Genomic DNA, 21,608 nt, shown 5'->3' with positions numbered 1-21,608 from the left:
TGTGCGTCTGAGCAAGATCCAGGCGGATCCTGTCGCTTCCTGACTATAATGTCTTTGAGCGACCAGAATATGAGTGGGAGCGCGTGCTCTCGTTCGTTCCCGATTGAGGGGACAGGGTGAAAAAGGCTGAAAGGCCCACCCGGGAGGGAAGGAACCACCCTGTTCGAGGAAACAGAAGGAACGGTTGGAACGAGCCCTGCTGCGACCTCCGGCGACGGCCCAAGGAGGGCTATGATGGAACGAATTGCCGTGCTGATAGACGGCGGGTACCTCACAAAGATCCTTGAGCGTCATTTCGGGAAACCAAAGGTTGATTACCAGCGCCTCATTGAATGGATTCGAGGACAGGACGAGCTTTTTCGCGCGTACTACTATGATTGTCGTCCCCGCCAATCCGCCGACCCCACTCCTGAGGAAAGGTCCGAGACCTCCAAGGCAGACCGCTTTTTTCATGCGTTGCAGAGCATTCCGCGCCTTACTCTCCGTTTCGGAAAACTCCAGTACAAGGGCACGGCTGACGACGGGCGCCCCCTGTTTGCGCAGAAAGGAGTAGACCTGCAGCTGGGCCTTGATGCTGCTACGCTCGTGTTTCACGATCGGATAGATGTTCTCGCTTTGTTAGCGGGCGATAGTGACCTGCTGCCGGCAGTCAGGCTCGCGAAGAACTACGGGGTGGTCGTGAAGCTGGTTCACGGTCCTCACCGAACCTACAACGCAGAACTGTGGGAAACCGCTGACGAGAGGATTGAGATTACGGCCGAGGCGATCCGAGCACTCAGGCTTCGATAAAAGGAGAAGGCCACCGCATCGGGTGGTCTCTCTGCGACTCATGCCTAGCGTCCTCAAGAGAACACTAGCGAAGATACTCCAACCTTAGTATATACGGTCGGTACGTACACAATGCAACATCCAAAATGGCTAGGGACAGCAACTACGGCTCCGAGAAGTCGCCCGGGGTCCCGCAAGGCGCAAATGTCGGCGGATTCTGTTGATTTCCTGCTTCTCCTGACTGATTTGTCAACCAGATCCAGAGGCTGGGGATGTGAATCCTGGCTCAGCGACGGGCCGGGTTGAACGCGCGTCCGTCCCTTCTCTATTCCTCTTTATATGCCTCGGTCTTGACATCGGCGAGCAGTTCCCTGGCGACGCGGTAGCTCCGCTCTCCGAGAGCGTTCGAATACCAGGTCAGGAACTGGCGGGCTGAGTCGGGATCCCGTTTGTACATCTCCAGGGCCTGGGCCTCGACGCCCTTCTGTAGAGCGAATTCGTTGGCCTCGAAGCTCTTCCAGGTGCTGGTGACCTTGTCGATCACTTCGTTGTAGTGAGCGTCCGTCAGCCTGGCCATCTCAGCATACGCCCAGTAGGCGGAATCGTCCGAATAGTGATTTGTGCCTCGGGTAAACGGGGTGCAGAATTCCCTGGTACCCAGGTACCACGGCACGTATACCCCTGTCCTGGCGGTGCCCAGGTTCCACCACATCACAGCCCCTATATCGGCCGGCATCCCTCCACGCAACTCCGCCACCGCGCTGATCTCCGTATTCATGCGGGAAACGGTCCGCACACCGGTTCGGAAGGGTGACCCGGTTTCCTCGTTGGCCTTATAGACAGGCGTTCCTTCATAGGTCCAGCGCATGATCTCCATCAGCCTTGCCTTGGAGATCTTACCGCCAGTCAGGGCTTCATCGACCATACGGTGCCGGAGGTTATTGTACTCGTCTTCTTGATTCGATGGTTCCCCATACACCTCGGCGAAGCTGAAGGGCTTCCCGCTCTCGGGGTTATACCAGCCCTTCGCCACCGCATACTCCACCAGGTTGCTGGAGTGCATGATGTTCCTCTTGTCGTTCAGATCCACCGCCCCAACACGGTAGGAGTTGGCTCGCATGACCGCCGCATCGTTCGGAACGCGCTGGGCGATCCACTGGCCGTCCCGGGCGATTTCGATCCACCATCCCTCGTTTGGGTCGGCGATGGCGAACATGGTGCCCGGATCGCTGCTCAGGTGGTATTTCTCGCACAGTTCACCCATGATCTCCACTCCTTCACGGGCGGTCCTGGCCCGTTCCAGGACGAGATGGGTGAATTCGCTCCAGATCACACCCCCGGCGATCGGCGGTTCCCAGGCGGTCTCCTCGGGAACCCCGCGGGTCCACGACATGTTGTTCGCTACGGTGACCTGGAACTCATTGACGCCGGTGGTGTATTCCCCCGGGTAGTAATCCTTCTCGAAGATCCTGGAGGCGATGTATGCATAAGTAACAGGCGGCTGTGGAATCCTGGCCCCGGCGTAGGATACGTACACCTCACCCGGGGCATGTTCCTTGCGGGGCACTGCGACCAGATGCTGGGCCGAGTTCAAGCCCAGTTCCTCACTGTGGGCTACCAGCACGGAGCCATCCTCTGTCTTGTTCTTGCCAACGATAATCGTGGTACAGGCCAGCGCCGAGCCGACGGTCGTGAAGAAGACTAAGCTGAAGACCAGCGTTGCCAGGCAAATCTTCCGCAGGGCCCACTTCCGCGATACCCTCATGGAATAGCCTCCTCCCTCCGTTTTCTGCTGGGCGGATGGCGCCAAGGTGCCATCCATTACTTCCCTCTCCATACATGATATCCCAAAGCCCGACGGAATGTAAGCCGGTCATGCCACGAAGCCGTGTCACAACGACGGACCCCGCCCTGAAGGCGGGGTCTCCTCCCTGCTCACCATCACTTCAACGAGGGGCTGTCCGAGAGCCGGACGGTGCCCCTCGCAACCTTCTTCCAGTCCTACGCGACCCTTTTCCCGTCCTTGAACACTGCAACTACCCGCTGGAGGCTCGTGATATCCTGCGTGGGGTCGCCGTCGACGACGAGGATGTCGGCGAACTTGCCGGGCTCTATGGACCCAACGTGGTCCTGCATCCCCAGCAGCTCGGCGGCGGTCTGCGTGGCTGAAACGAGCGCCTTTTCAGCCGGCATACCCGCGTCGACCATGAGTTTAAGCTCCACCGCCAGGTCCCCGTGTACATTGAACGGGGTGCCCGCGTCGGTGCCTGATGCTATCTTGACGCCATTTTCGAGCGCGAGTTTGAAGCTGTTGATGTGGGAGTCGTAGACCATCTCAGTTTTTCGCACCACGAACTCCGGCACTCCGGCCGCGACGCCGTTCTTGATGATGTTGTATGGCGCCGACAGCGTCGGCACGAGGTAGGTGCCACGCTCCAGCATCATGTCAACCGCTTCGCGGTCGAGGAACACGCCGTGCTCGACCGAGTCGATCCCCGCCTGGACTGCGTTCTTGATCCCAAGAAGGCCCTGGGCGTGAGTCGCGCAGCGCCGTCCCGCCTTGTGGCCTTCCTCGACGGCGGCCCGCATCTCCTCCACGGTGAGCTGGGGTGACCCCGGCTCCACGCCCTGAGTCATGACGCCGCCCGTAGCCATGACCTTGACCACGTCCGCCCCCGCCTTGATCTGGCTGCGCGCCGCCTTCCTGCATTCGTCGGGGCCATCCGCCTCGTACCCCATGGTCCACCCGTGCCCGCCCGTCATGCAGATGACGCGCCCGCTTACCAGCATCCTGGGGCCGGGGAGGATCCCGCTGTTGATGGACTTCTTGAGGGCCAGGTCTATCCCGTCCGGCGCGCCGAGGTCACGGATCGTGGTGACCCCTGCCTTCAGGGTCTGCCCGGCGCGTACGGCGGCCTTGTACGCGGTGACGAGCGTCCCATCCCTGACCGCGGCTGTCATCGGGTCGGCGCCCGCATCCATACAGAAATGCACATGGCAGTCTATCAGCCCCGGAACCACGGTCTTGCCCGACGCGTCGAACCTCTCAGAACCCTGTGGAAATGGAGGGGCACTACCGGGTTCGTATACCCCGGCGATCTTGCATCCCTCGATGACTATCGTCCGCGGCACGGGTTTCCCGCTCTTCCCGGTCCAGACCATGCCGTTTTCAATCACCAACATCCGCTATCCCTCCGTGATCTGTTCCGTAACCTGGCGGCGCCGGACACAGCCCTACACCAGCTTGGCGAATATCCCTGCCAGCACGACGGACGCGACGGTCACCGTGGTAAAGCCAGCCACCAGCATCTTGGGGAGGATGTGATCCAGGATATACTGGCGTTCCTCATCGTTTCCGGCGACGGCTCTCGCCACTTCCTGCGAGACGACGAAGGTTCCCGGGAAGCCGAACAGGCAGGTGGAGCCGATCGCCAGGCTCATCTCAGACGACAGGCCCAGCACCCGGCCGGCCACTATCGCGAACACCGCGATCCCGATAATGCCCAGGGCCAGGCTTATCAGGACGGGTCCGATCAGCGAGGCCAGCACCTGTGGCGTAGCCTTCGCGAGGTTCGCCATGATGACAGCCGTCAGCGGCAGGATGAGGTACCCGAACGCATTAGCCCTGGTCATGATGTCCCTCTCGAGTATGCCGAGTTCAGATGCGATGATCCCCACGATGAGCGACATCACGAACGGATGTATGATGCCGTTTGTCTTTCCGGCGAGCCAGACCGCCACGTATCCCATTACAGCCAGCTTGGCGAGAAGGACGAACGGGGTGGAGAACTCCTTGGGTGTCGGCGGGAATACCTTCTTGGCCTGCGAGGCCTCCTGCGGTTTTGCGTCACCGGACGGGGCGCCGGCGCCCCTGTTGTTGAGAAGCCTGCGTGCCTCTTTGAGCAGGCATGTGGTCGAGATCGGATAGCCGAGAAAGCCCTGGACGACCAGTATGAGCGTGGCGAATATGGCCATGTTCGGCATTCCCTTGGCCTTGGCTGCCTCGCTCATTATCAGGGAGGCCACCACCCCTCCGGCGACGGGCGGGGCGGCGACGAGAGCCATCATTTTGTCGAGGACCAGACCGCCGACTGTGAAGAGCATTAGACCGATGCCGGCCACGGCTGCGAGTGCGACTGCAACCGTCTTCCACTGCCTTATGAGCTCCCTGATGGTCATGAGTGTGCCCATGTGGGTGATCAGCAGCGGGATCGCCATGTTTGCGGTGGCCAGCAGCGTCGATATTCCCACTATATCCGCGGGGAAGAAAGTCCAGAAACCGACCAGGAACAGGACGGAAACTACGAAGAGTGACGACACGATCGCTTTGGTCTTTATCGAGACGATGTCACCGATGGCGAAGACTGCTGCCACGATGAGAAAAGCTACTAAAGGCTGCACTCTGGCACCTCCTGTTTCAGGGAATTCACCGGAGTTTCAACGGCCGTCCCTTCTTCTCCTGCTGTTGGACTGAAGTTCGTACCGACCAGGATACAGAGTGGAAGACAGCGAACACCCAGGGGAAGCGCGATTGCCAGAGTCCATGCTGTTCCATGGGAGGTGGCGGAGCATTGAACTGGGGTTCGACCAGGGTCGTGCTGAAGCAGGGTGACATCACGCAGGAGGATACCGGCGCGATCGTCAATGCGGCCAACAGTAGCCTGTTGGGAGGAGGCGGCGTTGACGGCGCCATCCACAGGGCCGGGGGCCCCTCAATCCTCGAGGAGTGTAAGCGGATCTGCGCCAGGCAAGGCGGGTGCCCGGCCGGCCAGGCGGTCATCACCGGCGGCGGCAATCTGAAGGCGAGGTTTGTGGTTCATGCCGTCGGCCCGGTGTGGCGCGGCGGGACCGCGGGAGAAGACTCTCTCCTGCGCAGCGCATATCTCAACAGCCTAGCAGTGGCGGCGGAGAACGGGGTTAAGACGATTTCGTTCCCGTCAATCAGCACCGGAGCATACAGGTTCCCCATCGACCGCGCGGCGCGAATAGCGCTGGAGGCCGTCAAGGAATACGTCCTGCTGCACAACCATTTTGCCGAGATCCGGCTTGTACTGTTTACTCCAGGGGATCTCGAGGTGTATCAGCATACCCTGGCGTGCCTGGCAGAACGGCCATAGTCGAGTCACCCGGTTTGCCGAGGTGCTATCGGGTCAACCTATCGTCAGGGACACGAACATAGGAGGTTAATGACATGTCAAGGCCCGTTGACCCGGTATGCCACATGGAAGTTGACCAGGACACAGCTGCAGGCGAAAGCGAGTACAAGGGAAGGCGATACTTTTTCTGCTCGCCACGGTGCAAGGCGGAGTTTGAAAAGGAGCCTTCAAGATACGCGGGCGAAGAGACGCGCCGGCGGGGTTGCTGCAGGTAGAGAGCATCATTGCTTCTTCCAGAGGGCGGACGCGCATTGCGTGCCGAGGAATAGAGCCTCTGGACAGCCGCTCAGATCGGTTATAGACTGGTCTGGGGGCAGCTGGTTACCAGAATGTGGGGCGATTTGGGACAAGCTGGTCGGCTGGTGAGAGGCGGTTAATCCGTGGACCTATCGGTCATTATACCTGCATTCAACGAGGAGAAGAGACTACCCGCCACTCTGCGGCGGGTCATTTCATATCTTTCGTCAACCCGCGCCGAATGGGAAGTCATTGTTGTCGATGACGGCAGTCGCGACGGGACAGCGCGGTTAGTGAAGGACATGTCGGCATCGGGCGGGAAACTGCGTCTGGTCGCAAACCTCCGGAACATGGGAAAGGGCTACAGCATTCGCAATGGAGTGCTGGCTGCAGATGGAAGGCTCATTCTCACGACCGATGCTGACTTGTCGGCTCCGATAGAAGAGATGCAGATTTTGGAGGAAGCCATCGCCGCAGGCGCAGCCGTAGCTATCGGGTCAAGGGCCATTACTGGGGCCCGTCTGGAGCGGAGACAGCCCATATATAGAGAATGCCTGGGTAAGATGTTCAACCTGTTCATTAGGATGGTCATCTTGCCCGAATTTCTCGACACCCAGTGTGGATTCAAGATGTTCATCCGCGAGGCTGCCAAAGAGATCTACTCAAAGTGCCGCCTAAATGGGTTTGCCACCGATGTTGAAGCTCTAGCTATTGCACGGCAGCTCGGGTATTCGATCGTGGAGGTTCCTGTCCGATGGAGCCATGCCAATGGAAGTGCTATACGGCCAATAGCTGATGGATTGCGAATGTGCAAGGATGTCCTTGACATATCCCGACGCATTCGGAGCGAGATTCGGCCGGGCGAGGGGTCGTCCCCAGAAAAACGTAATAGGAGAGGACGGATTTAGATGACCGTACTCGTCCTACCTATGTTTAACGAGGAACGGTCCGTCCGGCTGCTGCGAGAAGAACTGGACCGGGCGAATTGCGTAGATCTGATCGTTGCTGTGAACGATGGGAGTACCGACGGAACGCTGGAAATGCTTAAAGCGTGGGCCTGCCAAGACAAACGACTGAGGGTCGTGTCGTATACTCCTAATCGTGGGCTACCGGCGGCCTTAGTCGAGGGGTTCCGCGAAGCACTTCGTCAAGAGACGGATGTAATTGTAACCATGGATGCTGATGCAAGTCACCCAGTGTCGCTCATTACGACGATGGTTGACAAGATTAAAGAAGGTTACGATATTGTGATTGCCTCGCGATATGCGGCAGGTGCAGCAGAGCAGGGGTTGACTACGGCCCGGCGCTTGCTGAGCCTCGGGGCCTCCATTTTCATGAAGTTGATGTTTCCGATAAAAGGTCTTAGAGATTATTCCACAAATTACCGAGCCTACCGATCTTCCCTGATTAAAGCCGCACTTCTCAGCAGTACGGCACAGGTTGTCGATTCCAGAGGGTTCGCAGGGGTGGTAGAACTTCTGCTCCGCCTGTGCAGTTTGTGCCCTCGGATCGCTGAAGTACCTCTTACTCTACTCTATGATCGAAAGCAGTCGCCCAGCAAGATGAGGGTCGCCGAGACCATCCTCGGGTACCTGGCGTTGAGTCTGAAACCCAGAAGCTGGTCCCCAGCGGGCGTCTGTCTGCCCTTATCTGCTAATCGCCGTTATTCCCGCAAGTATCAGAGACATACCCAGCGCCTTTGATAGTGTCAGAGGTTCGCCCAAGAACAACCTCGACATGATCGTGACCATCACATAGGACAGTGACACCAAAGGGTACGCTGTTGAGAGCTGCATCCTCGAGATTACTGCTAACCAAATCAGCATGCTGATTCCGAGCAAGCCAACTCCGCAGACGATAAAAGGTTCCATGAAGACATCGAAGATTGTGCTGATGAAAAGCCCAGGACCCCATCTTACTCCTCCGAGCCTTGTCACCCCCAGCTTTAACAGGAACTGACCCGTGCTGCCTAGCAGGATTGAAACCAATGCCATTGACATAGACCACTCACCCCCTGGAACCCGCTCGCGTAGAGTTCACCTTCCAGCGCTCAAGCATTGATGACCGGCGCAACACTAATAGGGCAGACAAACCCGCGGCTGTCAACGCCCAACCTGCCCATACTGCCGACGTGGATCCGTATCGGATCCGTACCACGTGTTTCCCGGGGGGGAGAATCAGGTAGATTAGGTTCTCGTGGTTTAGGACGGGCCAACTTCCCCCGTCAACCGTGCAATGCCAGCGAGGCGTGTAAGTCAAGGACACGAGCAACGATTGCTCACCGGGGTTGTCGTAGTAGAACTCCACTCCATTGCTATACCACTGATGCCATACGGGGGTATATGGGCTTAGCGTTGACCCGGTTGGCTGTGCTGGCTCTAACAGTTGGCCGAGCAACTCCCTGACGGCTTCCTTGTACGATAGCGATAGGAGACGAGGTAGATGCAATCCCGTAAAGAAGACCTTACCTTCGGGGATCCACTTCGCCCCTACTACTGGCAGATCGGCGTCACCGACTCTAGCGGTGAGCCATACGTCATCAAGGCCATCATAAGTTGCGCCAGCTCCTTTCTCCAGGATCAGTTGTACGGCCCCGTTGTAGGGGGATGTTGTTGAGGGAGCGAGAGTGACTTTGCCGTCAACTTCCGTATCGGTCTTTGTTACGCCAAAAACCGCAGGAATACCCGAGGCCGAGAGGTCAATTATCACCGTTTGGCCTCGCCTAACCCAATTACGAATAGTGGACTCAAGTCTCGAGACGTCGGTGGCGGGTAGATCGTATAGGTAGACTAACCGAAATTGATTTATGTACTCAGGGGTATAATGTAGCGCATCCGCCTCTCGACCTTCGGTAACCCACGGGAAAAGTCTGCTCACATAGAAGCTGCTCCTGCCTATGACGATGGCCCTGCAGTCAAGACTCATCAAGTAAGTGGGAAGCGCGTCGTTGAAGAACACCATATAGCCAGATCTATGTGAAATGAATCGCCACCCCGCACGTTCGAGTACTGGTCGGAGGCTGGCATAGGTCTCGTCAAATAGAGCCGAACGACAATTCCACAGAGTCCAGTTTCGCACCACATACTCAGGAAAGCCGTCTCGATATGCAATATTATGTTGATGAAAGGTGCGTATGTGGGGAGTACCCTCTAGATTCCAGCCTGAAGTAATGTTGAAGCCGTTCACAACTGGGTAGTAAGATTGGAACGAATCCATTAGGGGTAATTCGAGAGCCATTCTGCCGTTTCCAAACGGTCCGCCTGGCCTTGCGGGGATTTCCGATACCAGGCTGCGAATCAGTAAGTGATCTGTGGGCCCCGAAATCGCCTTACGTGCATGATTGATGTCGGATAAGAGCCCGACCGCAACAACCGATGCAGCGAGCACGGCTACGGTTTTTCGTCCTTCCAAGTGCAGCGAGTTCTGGATTAGTCGGTCGACGAGACTGCCTACAAGTACGGACGCCGGCAGGTACGCACAGTTCAGGAACCTTGCAGGGAACAAGCTTGCCCCCAGGGGGATGGCGCAGTACAAGGGATTTGACGGACCAAAGCATAGAGTCGATGAAACCAGGAAGGCGACGGATAGTCCCATTTGGAGACTGCTCCTCGGCTTCCTTAGAACGGAGAACGGGCAGGCCAAGACAGCTGCGGATATATAGACAGCTCCAAATCGATGGATGAGAATATCAATCCTGGCTGGATTCAGAGAGTTGTGCAGGAGACGCTCGGGGGGCGCCCAAGGGAGACCGGGATTCTCCCAGCCCGTAACCCCGGGGACGGCCCAGAAACCGCACAGAAGGAGCGCAACTAGCCCAACGAAGGCCCCCACCTGGAGCGTCCTCCAGAATCCCCGATGGTGAGCGCCGTGTACCACCAGTACTATAGCGATTGTGATGGCAAACATGTAGGCTTGCATGGCGTGGGCAAGGATCAGTAGGACGGATAACAGCACCAAACGCACTATATCGCGGTACGCCACTTGAAATGGAATCCGGATGAACGAACCCAGCAGCATCGGATACAACGGGAGCGCTACGACTCGCCCAAGGGTATTGTCGGCAAAAATTGTAAACAACGTGTAGGGCCCGGCCGCATATAGAACCCCTGCCAGTGTGGCCCCAGCCCGTTGGATTCCCGCTGCGCGCGCTAGATGGAAGGTTGCGATTCCCGCCGAGACCATTGACAAGAGTGCAATAGCCTTGAACGTATTGAAAACGCTTCCGGAAATGAGGTGCAGGACTGCTGGTCCCCAGACAGCCAAAGGCGGATAGTACTGGATACCGGTAGAGCCGTTGTACCAGTACGGGAACCAATCGCCGAAAGAGAGGGCGTTCCATTTCTCGGCGGTCCATTTCACCTTTAGAAGATGTCCAAGTCCGTCTATGCCACCAGGGTAAAGGTTGCCCGGTGCACTAAACACTCGCCAGCCTGCACTCAACACTGCAAGGATAATGACCGCGTATGAACAAACCGTCCCTGCAATTCCCAAATCTAACCAGCAGATACGGTTGATCTCTAGACGGCCCCCCCTCGCCTGGCAACAGCGCGCTCGGTTGTCCGGCGCAGGCGACTCCACAGCCTGTAGGCCTCCTTCTTCACCCGTTCGATTTCATTCTCAGCCGACCAGCTCGCCGGCTCGCACAGTGCGTAGATCATTCCCGCCAACCGGAACCAGTAGATCAACGACCTGTATACTGGCATGACCAGGGACAAATGCCACCAGTTCCCGATGGGCATACGATACGCTGCCCACAACGCCTTCCTGATGGACAGCAGGAACAGGAACTCAACGATGACGTACATGAAATACGTTAGCCAGAGCGCGGCGGCGACCAGCGGGAGCGAGTACCCCAAGAGGTACAGGTACGGGATTATGAACGTCCATGCCAGTCGCGGGAAGGACAGCGTGTGATCACCAAGGAGGATCCGGCTCGTGAAATGGGTTAGCGCCGAAATGGGGTTTGTCCTCCAGTATCGCGGGTACAGGGACGCTACCTCGAGCTGTCCTCGCTGCCACCTGAGCCTTTGTGACATGAGCTTGGACAGCGAGAGCGTCGGCTCCACAAATGCCTCCGCGCCCTGAATGCAGGCTATCCGCCACCTGCCCCCTTCCACGTTTCTGATGTCGAATGTCAGATTCGTGTCCTCCGACACCGTCTTGTCATCGTACAGGTGGGTGCTCAGGACCACCGAACGCCTGAATGCGGAGAAGGCGCCGGATAGCGTGAAGACCGCGTTTTGGCGGGATTGGAAGCGCCTTCCGATACGGAACGCCGCGAGGTACTCGAGGATTTCGCAGGCGTTCAGCAACCTCCACCACCACGGTGCGCCGGGGGGCAGGAGGTCTACGTGTATTGAGCCGCTGGCGGCACCGAGGTCGGGGTCGTCCTCGAAGGCTGCTACCATTCGTTCCACTGCGTTGGGGCCCAATCGGGTGTCCGCGTCAATGTTGATTACGACAGTGCCTTTGGATAGCAGCACTCCAGCGTTGAGCGCTCGCGCTTTGCCCCGCTGTGAAAGTGAAACCCACATTGCGTTGAGCGAACCGAATCGTGCCTGTGCTCTCGTGAACTCCCTGATGCTATTGTCGGTCACCGCGTTGCCCATACAAATGATCTCCATGGCGCTGTGTGGGTACGTTTGGGATGCCAGCGACTCAATGCACCGGTAAAGACTGCGTTCGGCGTTGTAGACCGGGATCAGGATGGTTGCCAGTATCGCTGGTCGCTTGACCCCGCTGTCGCCCGTGGCCAATTCGGCGTGGGTGAGGCTCGCCCAGAGATATGCGATGGCGCTGATGCCGTCGATGGCTATCGGTACCAGTATCCAGATGCCCCAGAACAGGGCAAATCTCAAGAGAGCAGCCTTCAGCATCACCGGTCACCCGAAATCCGCCGCCGGATAGTCTCCATGGTCAGGCGGGTAAAGACGTACCAGTATAACCCGATCACCATCGCGAAGAACACGGCCCTTCCTATAAGGGTGTGGGCCAGGTAGATAGCGTCCTTGCCGCCCCGGTGTATGGTGGCGACGACGATGAGTATGCGGATGACGTTCATCCCGAATGTTAGGAGCAGACCGCCGGTGAGTATGAGCAGCCGCTTCCACCACTCGAATCCCTCGAAGAATAGTACTAGGCCGGCGAAAGCGGCCAACTCCAGTATGCCGGAGCACTCAATGTCGATCTCCACAGCGGTCCAGCCCATCACCTGATACACGATGAGCACGAGCAGGGTTCCAGGAGCATCGAAGAATACACGGGTGGGTATTCCCACCAGGCTGGACAGCCAGTGAGCCGCGAGCGCCGCGCCGGCTTCCACCTGCTCCTCCAGCCAGGACCCGCGCGCGAGGTAGATGGCGATGAGTGTAAACCCCACAGCCCCGACGACGTAAGCCAGGAGCCACGCGCGGGCCTTCCTGAAGAACAGATAGATGGTGAACCAGCCGGCCGCTACGGCCGCAACCGGAGAAAGGATCATGACAGGTACGATGTGCGCTTCCTCCATGAGTAGAATCGCCCCGCGGCAAGCACGCACATTGCCAGGGGCACGAGATGGAACCACGAAGGGGCGGTTGGCACAGGCGCCCACTGTATATCGCCGGAATCGGGAAGGCGGTCCGCCTTTCCCGAGGATGCCAGGTTCTCATACGCTCCTATGCTGGGCCGATTCGGGGGGTTGTCGGTGGCGAACAGCACCATTCGGATCACCTGTCCGGGCTCTATGTCAATATCGGAGAACTCCACAGGCCACTCGCACCGGGTGCCGCCCTCATCACTCGTTTCTCCCCAGAGACCGCCGTACCCCGCCACGGGAAACGGCCCCCTGAAGACCATCACTGTTACCAGGCCGAGCGACTTCGGTGCATACCGCACGTCCACTCGGGCATCTGCGGGTCCGTTGAACCTCCCGTCGTTGTCGGTGTCGATGAACATCACGTACAACACCGGTTTGTGGTCGTTTTTATGATGCTCGAGCCTCTCTACCATGAAGTAGAGCCGCGCCTGATCGGGGTTGTTCGCCCAGTACAACCGCACGAGGTCGTAATCACCCCTGCGTGCGTCTCCGGGTGGATCATCAAGGTGTGCCTTACCCCCCCAATCGTCGAACTCCCCGTCAAGCACGATCCGGGTCGCAGCCTGAGCGGCCCTTGGGCTGGCAAGGCTAATCAGCAGTGCTGTGAGTAGCGCCAGTAGTCGAAACGACTTCACGTCCTACACCTCGTCGGGGGAGACTGGTCACCACGCCGAAACATATCAACGAAACGATGGATACCAAAATGCCCGCGCGAGACGGGGTAGGAATCGTCGTGCGCGCGCTTACCGTGTGTCTTCCGGGCGTTACTCGAACTGCGAGCAGATTGTGGATCGACTCGCTGGAGGCCGGCACGCCATCAACTATGAGTTCCGTATTCTCACGAGTGGCGACAGGGATGAGTACCCTGCTCTCGCCCCATTCCTGGGGCACCATCAGCGAGAAACGGTACCCATCCGCATCTGCTACATAGCCCTCCAGCGGGATCTGACGCCTTTCCGGCGGGGCATATAGTTGAAGGGTGAGAGCCTGTGATAGGACGTACAGGGCTGCCGGATCCCCTGTCAGGTAGGCGTGGAACGGAAGATTCGCCCCAATGAACCAGGCCTCGCCGCCGTCAACCTTCTTGGTGCCGAGCAGCGCTGCGTTTTCCTGGAAATGATCGAAGTATAGGATCATGTGATCCAGGCCTTGAGGACTCAAGGCTTTCCAGGGATAGTGCGCATCGTCGAAGTTCCTCAACTCCATTACAGGACGCCCGTCTTCGAGCACTTCCACCCGCCGGTAAAGCAGTACCGGCTCGCCAGTTACGCCTAGCACGCTGGGTCTTCTGGAGAGCACGTCCTCAGGAAGGTCCTGCATGTCGATGACGAGGCGACCCCCTCCGCGCGCGTACGCCATCAACAGATCCTCCGCCCTGGCCTTGTTGGCCCAGGTTGCCCCCGACAACACAACCACGCGGTATCGCTGGAGATATTCGATTGTGTAGATATCCACCTGATTGCTCGTTCCCACTTCAACGGCAGGGAACATCATCGCCAGGTTGGGGACGAACCTTCCAATACCTAGCGCCTGGTACGGGTCATTCAAGGCATACGGCCCCGAATCCCTTGTAAGCAGGATCACCTCGGGCGAACACCAGGACTCCCGGTAGCCGGCAACTGAAGCCGATCTCAGGAAGTCTTCCAGGTTGTGCTCCACGACCTGCCTGCGGACGACGAGTGAAGTCGCTCCGATTTCCTTGAGCCTGTCAAACAGAAAGGTAGTTCGCCCTTCCTTCAGGGCGGTATTCAGCCACACGATGCTACTGGCCGTGTTTGCGCCCTGCCAGGCCCAGCCGAAAACCTGTTCCCTTCTCGACCCGTCACCGAACATGTATGTCCCCACCGAACCGAACCCGCTAAGGTCGAGTGTGGCGATGCGCCACCCGTCCTTCGGGATCTCGCGGGCGGTTTTCTCTATGTGAAGTGGCATGGGTCGGGTGTCGATCAGCTTGAAGCTTGGGTACGCATCAGCCAGGTAGAACGTCAGCAAGGCTACGAGGACGGCCGTCGCGAGTCTCCTCGGCCTGCCCGGCTCGAACGTAACCGGATCCAATCCCGCCAGGAAGAACATGGCCGACGCACCACTGGCCATGTACAAGGGCCAGAGCAGGTGGTGCAGGGGAATCGAGTTGTAGAACGGGCGGAGCGTCGTGGTCGTTATGGCTACCAGGACCGCTCCCGCCAGGAATGACGCCCTGGCAAGCGAGCTTCGCTTGTGCCATGTGAACAGCACCCAGAGCGAAACCGGGAGGAGGACTATCCCCCAGTAGAACACCTCGGGGTTCGTCATCCGCAGCACAGGATTGAAGCTCGTGGTCAACGGGAAGTAATCCATTGTCTCGGTGACTGCTTCCACGTTGATTGACGTGATACCGCCTTTCAGCGCGGGTAGCAGCCACCATGCCGCGGTTCCTATTCCGGCGAAGATAGTCCCCACACCACGCGCCACCGACCTGGCCCGGATGCCTCCGAGTAATCCCCATAGCACCGCCAGGAGCGTCATTTCGGCAAAACACGCGGCCGCAATCATGGCATGGGTGAGTATCAGGAAGGCGGCGGTCAGGGTCATAGCAAGGCCACTGATGGGCCAGTCCCGGCGTTCAACCACCATGACGAACCAGTGGAGAGCCCACGGGAAAAGCGCTGTCGCCATGGCTCGCGGCAAGTTGCCCTCGGACATGGCGACCCGTATGTGATCGGGCCATATCATCCACAAAGCGGACGCGGCGACAGCGGCCGCGAGCCCGAGCCTGCGGCGGTGGGGCAGCCAACCCAGCGCGCCCACAAGAGCGCAGAGCGCAACGAACCACCCCGCGGCCCGAAATGGGTCGCGAACGACTCGCATCAGCGCAGCAAGCACGTAGTACGGTGCGGGAGCCCAGTAGCGGAAGGGCTCGACGCCGTTGTACCAGGCGGGGTTAAACCGCGGGTACAAGTTGCCGCGACTGATCTCTCGCAGAAGGAACTCCGCCTTGGCGATATGCCCCCATGTGTCCGAACCCCATGGGTAGCCTGCGTGAGACGGAGGCCAGAGCACGTTCCGGTATACGAGCGCGCAGACAGCCATGAGCAATACTACGGCAATGATGGTCGATCGCGCTGTTCGTGCTGAACCGTGAACGACCTCGTCGCCTATTGGCCTCGACGCGGGGTTTTCTTTCCTTCGCCTTCTGCTGGGGAGCGAATCATAGATGAGCGCGGGCGCCTCAACCGGAGCGACCGGTTCCAGGGAAGGCTCGGGCTTCTCGTGGGCCGGCACGTCTACCGGCGCAGCCGGAGGGCCGGGTAGTGGTGTGGCGACTTCCGGATTCCCTCCACGGTAGTCTGAACTTGAGGCTTTGTCGTTTCCTTGATTGGGCGGAATCTGCCCGCGTCCATCCAGCGACGAGCTTTCGCCCGGCCGGGTGCCTGAGATAATGGGGACGGGGTCTCCGAACTCGTACGCGGCTCGCTGGTTGGGACTCGCCGGCAAGTTGCCGAACGGCGCCCTGGACTCGTTGCTGGGCGGGGCCATCACCCCATCCGGCGCTCCCTGCCTCGACCCCGAGAGGGGGTTTATGAGCTTGACGCTCCTCGTGGGCGACTCATTCACCGTAACCGAGTGCAAGACCGCGCCGTACTCGGCAAGGATGACTGTGAGGCGATTATACAGGTGACACCCGAGGTTCTCGATAGTGGGATTGATGTCCCGGAAGTTGGCCATGTCGTTCAGCGTCTTCCCATCGAACGGCATGACCTGCGCCCTGACCTCGGACTCTATCTCAGCGAACGGTATTATGTTTTCGTGTGGGGGGGTGATCTCAACTTCGATGCTGCACGAGTGCTTATGGAGCGGGCCCAGGTTGCCATCAACCGTTACACGGTGTTGCAGGTTGATGAACGTAACTATGCTCACCCTTAGTTCGGGCTTGTCCCAGACCACTACTTGCACTCACTCACCCCGGAATACAAGTATGCGAATGGAGGGCGTTACTTGATGAAAGCCCGAAAACGAAGAAGAACCCCCCCCACCCCTATACATATCCTACCACTTATGTCGAAATCGCTCAATATTCGTCGAATGCCGGGGCACTCGTATGAATTGGTCTAATTGTACGAGCGAGTGAGCAGGAGGGGAAACGACCGCCACCCTCGAAAGCAGTACCCCGTCTGTTGAGGAACAACTGCCAAGAAGGGGGCGTTACCGTGAGTGAAGCGGTGGCGAAGGCGAGCGAGGTTGCGACCACAGCCTTTCGCAAGGGCTTTAACTGTGCTGAGTCCGTCCTGATGGGGCTGACCGAGGCATTCGGACTGCCGGCGGTCCCGACCGTAGCGACGGGGTTCGGCGGGGGGATCGGCCGGTACGGCGACGCGTGCGGAGCGGTTACCGGCGGAGTGATGGCTATCGGTCTGAAGGCCAACAGGACCAGCCCCGATCAAAAGGACCTGTATGACGCAGTCCACGCTGCGGTACGCCGGTTCATGGACGAGTTCATCAGGGCCGAAGGCGGCATATACTGCAGGGACCTTACCGGGTACGATCTTCGCATCCCCGAGCAGTACGCGAAGTTTCATTCGGATAAGCAGAGGCGCGAGAAGTGCCTGAAACTGGTGGACACCGCGGCGAGGCTTGCTGCGGAGGTCATCGAATCAGCGTGCCTGCCCTGACGAGGGCAAGTAGCACCATCCCGCAGCAACCAATGACGCACCGGACAGATGAGGGAGAGTGAGCTGGCATGCTGAGACCGAGTGGGTCGTGGGTTGCCATTGCAACCCCATTCACACCGGATGACGAGGTTGCCTTCGAGGGGTTCCATGAGACTATCGATTTCCAGGCCGGGCACGGGACCTCGGCGCTACTGGTGATGGGCTCCACGGGGGAGACATCGATGCTGTCTATCGACGAGCGCCGCGAGATCATCAAGCGCGTGGCTCCCTACGCGAAGGGGAAGGTGCCCACGTTCTTCGGGGTTACCTGCTCCAACACTAAGGAGACGATTAAACTCGCGCGTTTTGCCGAGGAAAACGAGGCGGACGGGGTGCTGTTTGTCATCCCGTCGTATATCAGACCTCCACAGGAGGCCGTGTTCCAGTTCTTCAAGACGGTCATGCAGAGCGTGTCCATTCCCACCGCGGTGTACAATAACCCGATTCGTGTCGGGGTCAACATCGACCCGGCCACCATAGCCAGGCTGGTGGATGAATGCCCCAACTTCGTTGCCGACAAGGAAGCCATGCCGAACGTCTCGCAGCTCGCGGATGTGCTCAGCCTCACCAAAGGGAAGCTGCACGTTCTGTGCTGCGACTACCCGGCGTATTCGATAACCATACCGACGCTCGGACTGGGTGGGCACGGGACGGCCAACATCGGCGGGAACATCATTCCCGAGGAAATGGCCGCCATGTCCAGGCCGTGGCGGACGTTCGAGGACGTCGAGCGCACGAGGGAGATCTTCTTCAAGTACTACGCGCTATTGAAGATGCTCTACAGCGTCACGAACCCCGTGGCGGTAAAAGCGGCTCTCGGCATCCTCGGGCTACCGTGTGGCAAGCCGCGGCTGCCGCTTCCGGAGATGGCCCCCGACCGCATGGCCGAGATGCGGCGGTTGATGGACGAACTGGGCGTAACGGAGAAGTACAAGGTGAGATAGGGTGTAAGCGGACCGCAAGTCAACGCGCCGGTAGGCCGGCCCTGGATTGGGCCGGCTTTAACCTTGGCGCTGCCTTGCCCCGGCCAGCGCCGGAGCTGCTAACCGCTGGCCGCCGCCTGCCGCCGGCCATGCTGCCAACTGCCAGGCACGCCGCCTGCCGGTTGACTGAAGGATTATTGTGGCCCCACGAAGAATAAGACCCCCTGTTTCGTATAGTGACAAGCATTTCAAGATGTGAAATCATGCGGGCCGTCGCCCGAATCGAGGTGGTATGAAGTTGTTCTCTGGGATATTCGCTCCGGTACCAACGCCGTTCGAGGGCGGGGAAGTCGCCTATGGCCGGCTGAAAGAGAACCTGGCCAAATGGTCCAAGACATCGCTGGCCGGCGTGGTCGTTCTGGGCTCGAACGGTGAATTCGTGCTGCTCGACGAGGATGAGAAGGAGCGCCTGATCGCGTTCACGAGGGAAAACCTGACCCCCGACAAGAAGGTGATCGCGGGGACAGGTTGCGAGTCCACCCGCGCCACCGTGCGCCTGTCCAAACGCGCGCACGCGCTCGGCGCCGACGCAGTCCTGGTGGTTACCCCGTGGTACTACAAGGGCGCCATGACGGACGCCGCTCTGAAAGCGCACTTCACGGCCGTAGCGGACCGATGCCCCTGCCCCGTTATGCTGTACAACATGCCGCGCAATACAGGAGTCAACCTGGCGTCTTCGCTGGTTGTCCAGCTGTCCGCCCACCCGAACATCATCGGGGTCAAGGACAGCTCGGGCGACATCGTCCAGATCTCCAACATCGTTGCGGGGTCGCGGCGCGGCTTCGCGGTGTTCGCGGGGTCGGGGAGCTTCCTCCTGCCGACTCTGATGATGGGCGGCGTGGGGGGTACGCTGGCTGTAGCCAACGTGATCCCCGATGCCTGCGCTAGTATAGTCAGTCTCTTCAACGGGGGCAATCTGGCGGCCGCAAGGGACCTTCAGATGCGGATACTGGATCTCAACGCGGCGGTCACCGCCAAATGGGGAATCGCCGGGCTGAAGGCGGCGCTCGACATGATCGGGTACTTCGGTGGCGACCCGAGGCCCCCGCTGCTGCCGCTCGGCGCCCAGCAGCGAGAGGAGCTGAAAACTATACTCGACAATACGCTCGCGGCGTTGGAGAAATGATGCTGGGCTCCGTCGACAAGGCGCTCTCGCTCATGGAGCTCCTGGCTCGCGAGCGACGCCCGATGAGCCTGGGCGAGATGGCTTCGCGCCTCGGTCTGAGGCCGAGCACGCTGCACCACATTGTGGTCACGCTTCGCCGCCGGGGGTTTGTGGGGCAAGACCCGGCCACGCGGCAGTACCGTCTCGGGCTGAGGGCGTTTGCGGTCGGCGCGGCGGTGGCCGAGACGCTGGACATACGAGATGCCGCCGACCCGTATCTCAGGCGGCTCATGGAGGCGACGGGGGAGACTGCCAACCTCGCAATCCTTGACGGCGACTCGGTCGTATACGTCGCTCAGAGTCTACCCGACAGGGTGATGAAAACGTTCACCCGCCTCGGCGCCAGAGTCCCCGCGCACTGCACGGGCGTCGGGAAAGCACTCATGGCGGACCTCAGCCCGGAGGAACTCGGGAAGATCATCGATGACTGTGAACTCGAGAGGTTCACCCCGAAAACCATGTGCGTGGCTGCGGACCTCGAGGCGGAGCTCGAGAAGGTTCGGGCGGCGGGGTTCGCGGTGGACGACGAGGAGCGGGAGGAAGGGGTCGTGTGCATTGCCGCCCCCGTCCGCGACACTACAGGGCGGGCAGTGGCAGCAATCAGCGTCTCCGGCCCCGCCGCCAGGCTCGGAGCCGGCGGCAGGGAGTGCCTTGTGAACCTCGTGGTGACCGCGGCCCGCGAACTCTCGGCGTGCCTCGGTTACGCACAGGCCGAGTACGCGCGTTCGAACGCGCGCGCCGGAACAGACGGAGGGAGGGTGCATAATGACCGACGAGTCTAGGGCCTGCTACGGCAGCTCGAGGAATTCGAAGGAAGTGCTCCTGATGGGCCCGGGGCCCAGCAACTGCGACCCGCGGGTCCTGAGGGCGATGTCGGAGCCCACGCTCGGGCATCTCGATCCCAGGTTCCTCGCGATCATGACTGAGACGATGGACCTGCTGAAGTCGGTGTTCCAGACCACCAACCATCTCACACTGGTCATGCCCGGGACGGGGAGCGCCGGGATGGAGACGTCCTGCGTCAACCTGCTAGAGCCGGGCGACCGCGCGATTGTGTGCGTACACGGTGTGTTCGGCGAAAGACTGGCGGACGTCGCCTCGCGCTGTGGCGCCGAGGTGACGGTGGTCGAGGCCCCGCGGGGCCAACCGGTAGACCCGGCCGGCGTTCGTGCGGCCTTCTCGCGCACGAAGGGAGTGAAGGTCCTAGCCATCGTGCACGCCGAAACCTCGACCGGCGTCCTCCAGCCACTGGACGAGATCGTAGAGATAGCCCATTCCAACGGTGCCATGGTGCTGGTCGACACCGTGACGTCTCTCGGTGGTGTGCCTGTCGACGTCGACAGGCGGGGGTTCGACTTCGTTTACTCGGGAACTCAGAAATGCTTGAGCTGCCCGCCTGGACTGGCCCCCGTGACGCTGAACGACAGGGCCGCGAAGGTCGTGGCTGAGCGCAAGACAAAGGTCCAGAGCTGGTACCTGGACCTGAACATGATCCAGAGGTACTGGGGCAAGGAGCGGTTCTACCACCACACCGCACCGGTCAACATGATATACGCGCTGCACGAGGCGGTGAGGATAATCGCGGAAGAAGGGCTGGAGGCGCGGTTCAACCGGCACAGGCAGAACTGGTCGGCGCTCGTAGCGGGCCTTGAGGCGATGGGATTGAAACCATTCGTGGCGCCCGAGTTCCGGCTTCCTTCGCTGACCACCGTATCGATTCCGGAGGGGATAGACGACGCCACTGGGAGGTCGAGGTTGCTTAACGAGTACAACATTGAAATCGGCGGCGGCCTCGGGGCGATGAAGGGGAAGGTCTGGCGCGTGGGCCTCATGGGTCACACGTCGCGGCGACATAACGTGCTGCTGTTTCTTTCGGCCATGGGTTCGGTGCTCAGGTCGATGGGGTTCTCCGCGGACGTGGGGTCTGCCCTGGCAGCGGCGGAAGAGGTCTACTTGGCGGAGGCACGACGGAAGCCGTAACGGCAGACCCGATCTTTGCCGTGACAGCAAGAGTAGTATCGGATTCGGCAGCGG

19 protein-coding genes are annotated in these 21,608 nt (G+C 59.7%); 10 read left to right on the top strand and 9 right to left on the bottom strand.

Translation table 11 applies throughout. The features are described from left to right. The first annotated feature begins 231 nt into the window (after positions 1 to 231). Positions 232 to 789 (top strand): NYN domain-containing protein, encoded by a 558-nt coding sequence (locus HPY55_00570; protein ID NPV69122.1) that lies wholly within the window; start codon positions 232 to 234, stop codon positions 787 to 789. A 304-nt stretch (positions 790 to 1,093) separates the two neighbouring features. Here HPY55_00570 and HPY55_00565 read toward each other — a convergent pair whose 3' ends face one another. The 3 genes from HPY55_00565 to HPY55_00555 all read right to left on the bottom strand — a co-directional run bounded on the left by HPY55_00565 (position 1,094) and on the right by HPY55_00555 (position 5,169). Next, a complete protein-coding gene (locus HPY55_00565) occupies positions 1,094 to 2,533 on the bottom strand; it encodes a hypothetical protein (protein ID NPV69121.1) in 1,440 nt (479 codons plus the stop codon). Positions 2,534 to 2,769: 236 nt separating this feature from the next. Continuing rightward, positions 2,770 to 3,951 (bottom strand): amidohydrolase family protein, encoded by a 1,182-nt coding sequence (locus tag HPY55_00560; GenBank protein NPV69120.1) that lies wholly within the window; start codon positions 3,949 to 3,951, stop codon positions 2,770 to 2,772. A 51-nt stretch (positions 3,952 to 4,002) separates the two neighbouring features. Next, entirely contained in the window at positions 4,003 to 5,169 is a 1,167-nt protein-coding gene (locus tag HPY55_00555) for a hypothetical protein (GenBank protein NPV69119.1), read from the bottom strand. 152 nt (positions 5,170 to 5,321) lie between these two features. Here HPY55_00555 and HPY55_00550 point away from each other — a divergent pair, with 152 nt between their 5' ends. The 4 genes from HPY55_00550 to HPY55_00535 all read left to right on the top strand — a co-directional run bounded on the left by HPY55_00550 (position 5,322) and on the right by HPY55_00535 (position 7,864). Next, the gene (locus tag HPY55_00550; protein NPV69118.1) at positions 5,322 to 5,885 is read left to right on the top strand and encodes an O-acetyl-ADP-ribose deacetylase; all 564 of its coding nucleotides are present in this window, start codon (positions 5,322 to 5,324) and stop codon (positions 5,883 to 5,885) included. Positions 5,886 to 5,959: 74 nt separating this feature from the next. Then, complete coding sequence (locus HPY55_00545) at positions 5,960 to 6,139, top strand: YHS domain-containing protein (protein NPV69117.1); 180 nt, start codon at positions 5,960 to 5,962, stop codon at positions 6,137 to 6,139. 165 nt (positions 6,140 to 6,304) lie between these two features. Further along, a complete protein-coding gene (locus HPY55_00540; protein NPV69116.1) occupies positions 6,305 to 7,069 on the top strand; it encodes a glycosyltransferase family 2 protein in 765 nt (254 codons plus the stop codon). Then, positions 7,070 to 7,864, top strand: a complete 795-nt coding sequence (locus HPY55_00535; protein ID NPV69115.1) for a glycosyltransferase — start codon at positions 7,070 to 7,072, stop codon at positions 7,862 to 7,864. It abuts the gene before it with no gap. On the opposite strand, the gene HPY55_00530 is transcribed toward HPY55_00535, so the two are convergent. From HPY55_00530 to HPY55_00505, 6 genes are all read right to left on the bottom strand, one after another. Beyond that, entirely contained in the window at positions 7,808 to 8,161 is a 354-nt protein-coding gene (locus tag HPY55_00530) for an EamA family transporter (GenBank protein NPV69114.1), read from the bottom strand. The genes HPY55_00535 and HPY55_00530 overlap by 57 nt on opposite strands. 7 nt (positions 8,162 to 8,168) lie before the next feature. Continuing rightward, positions 8,169 to 10,583, bottom strand: coding sequence for a hypothetical protein (locus tag HPY55_00525; GenBank protein ID NPV69113.1), 2,415 nt, complete (start codon positions 10,581 to 10,583; stop codon positions 8,169 to 8,171). 95 nt (positions 10,584 to 10,678) lie between these two features. After that, the gene (locus HPY55_00520) at positions 10,679 to 12,037 is read right to left on the bottom strand and encodes a putative glycosyltransferase, exosortase G system-associated (protein ID NPV69112.1); all 1,359 of its coding nucleotides are present in this window, start codon (positions 12,035 to 12,037) and stop codon (positions 10,679 to 10,681) included. Next, a complete protein-coding gene (locus tag HPY55_00515; protein ID NPV69111.1) occupies positions 12,037 to 12,669 on the bottom strand; it encodes an archaeosortase/exosortase family protein in 633 nt (210 codons plus the stop codon). Before HPY55_00515 ends, HPY55_00520 begins: the two co-directional genes overlap by 1 nt. Continuing rightward, positions 12,639 to 13,373 carry a hypothetical protein gene (locus tag HPY55_00510; protein ID NPV69110.1) on the bottom strand — a complete coding sequence of 245 codons (735 nt, stop codon included), beginning with the start codon at positions 13,371 to 13,373 and terminating at the stop codon, positions 12,639 to 12,641. The genes HPY55_00515 and HPY55_00510 overlap by 31 nt, the downstream gene beginning before the upstream one ends. Beyond that, the gene (locus HPY55_00505; protein ID NPV69109.1) at positions 13,327 to 16,671 is read right to left on the bottom strand and encodes a hypothetical protein; all 3,345 of its coding nucleotides are present in this window, start codon (positions 16,669 to 16,671) and stop codon (positions 13,327 to 13,329) included. Before HPY55_00505 ends, HPY55_00510 begins: the two co-directional genes overlap by 47 nt. A gap of 254 nt (positions 16,672 to 16,925) precedes the next feature. Between HPY55_00505 and HPY55_00500 the strand changes: the two genes are divergently transcribed. The 5 genes from HPY55_00500 to HPY55_00480 all read left to right on the top strand — a co-directional run bounded on the left by HPY55_00500 (position 16,926) and on the right by HPY55_00480 (position 21,554). Next, positions 16,926 to 17,387, top strand: coding sequence for a C_GCAxxG_C_C family protein (locus HPY55_00500; protein ID NPV69108.1), 462 nt, complete (start codon positions 16,926 to 16,928; stop codon positions 17,385 to 17,387). Positions 17,388 to 17,455: 68 nt separating this feature from the next. After that, entirely contained in the window at positions 17,456 to 18,370 is a 915-nt protein-coding gene (gene dapA / locus HPY55_00495) for a 4-hydroxy-tetrahydrodipicolinate synthase (protein NPV69107.1), read from the top strand. Positions 18,371 to 18,641: 271 nt separating this feature from the next. After that, complete coding sequence (locus HPY55_00490; protein NPV69106.1) at positions 18,642 to 19,535, top strand: dihydrodipicolinate synthase family protein; 894 nt, start codon at positions 18,642 to 18,644, stop codon at positions 19,533 to 19,535. Beyond that, positions 19,532 to 20,356 carry an IclR family transcriptional regulator gene (locus HPY55_00485; GenBank protein NPV69105.1) on the top strand — a complete coding sequence of 275 codons (825 nt, stop codon included), beginning with the start codon at positions 19,532 to 19,534 and terminating at the stop codon, positions 20,354 to 20,356. The genes HPY55_00490 and HPY55_00485 overlap by 4 nt, the downstream gene beginning before the upstream one ends. Next, positions 20,340 to 21,554 carry an alanine--glyoxylate aminotransferase family protein gene (locus HPY55_00480; GenBank protein ID NPV69104.1) on the top strand — a complete coding sequence of 405 codons (1,215 nt, stop codon included), beginning with the start codon at positions 20,340 to 20,342 and terminating at the stop codon, positions 21,552 to 21,554. The genes HPY55_00485 and HPY55_00480 overlap by 17 nt, the downstream gene beginning before the upstream one ends. Positions 21,555 to 21,608: the final 54 nt, after the last annotated feature.

The organism is Bacillota bacterium (assembly GCA_013178305.1).
Taxonomy (GTDB): domain Bacteria; phylum Bacillota; class Sulfobacillia; order JABLXB01; family JABLXB01; genus JABLXB01.
The sequence above is the reverse complement of the archived record's forward strand: the minus strand, read 5'-3'. Positions and strand labels throughout refer to the sequence as shown.

Coding starts and splice junctions, on each gene's coding strand:
- HPY55_00535 (NPV69115.1), top strand. CDS start 7,070: ATGACCGTACTCGTCCTACCTATGTTTAACGAGGAACGGTCCGTCCGG.
- HPY55_00490 (NPV69106.1), top strand. CDS start 18,642: ATGAAGTTGTTCTCTGGGATATTCGCTCCGGTACCAACGCCGTTCGAG.
- HPY55_00550 (NPV69118.1), top strand. CDS start 5,322: ATGGGAGGTGGCGGAGCATTGAACTGGGGTTCGACCAGGGTCGTGCTG.
- HPY55_00485 (NPV69105.1), top strand. CDS start 19,532: ATGATGCTGGGCTCCGTCGACAAGGCGCTCTCGCTCATGGAGCTCCTG.
- HPY55_00570 (NPV69122.1), top strand. CDS start 232: ATGATGGAACGAATTGCCGTGCTGATAGACGGCGGGTACCTCACAAAG.
- HPY55_00565 (NPV69121.1), bottom strand. CDS start 2,533: ATGAGGGTATCGCGGAAGTGGGCCCTGCGGAAGATTTGCCTGGCAACG.
- HPY55_00560 (NPV69120.1), bottom strand. CDS start 3,951: ATGTTGGTGATTGAAAACGGCATGGTCTGGACCGGGAAGAGCGGGAAA.
- HPY55_00530 (NPV69114.1), bottom strand. CDS start 8,161: ATGTCAATGGCATTGGTTTCAATCCTGCTAGGCAGCACGGGTCAGTTC.
- dapA (NPV69107.1), top strand. CDS start 17,456: ATGCTGAGACCGAGTGGGTCGTGGGTTGCCATTGCAACCCCATTCACA.
- HPY55_00515 (NPV69111.1), bottom strand. CDS start 12,669: ATGGAGGAAGCGCACATCGTACCTGTCATGATCCTTTCTCCGGTTGCG.
- HPY55_00480 (NPV69104.1), top strand. CDS start 20,340: ATGACCGACGAGTCTAGGGCCTGCTACGGCAGCTCGAGGAATTCGAAG.
- HPY55_00545 (NPV69117.1), top strand. CDS start 5,960: ATGTCAAGGCCCGTTGACCCGGTATGCCACATGGAAGTTGACCAGGAC.
- HPY55_00520 (NPV69112.1), bottom strand. CDS start 12,037: ATGCTGAAGGCTGCTCTCTTGAGATTTGCCCTGTTCTGGGGCATCTGG.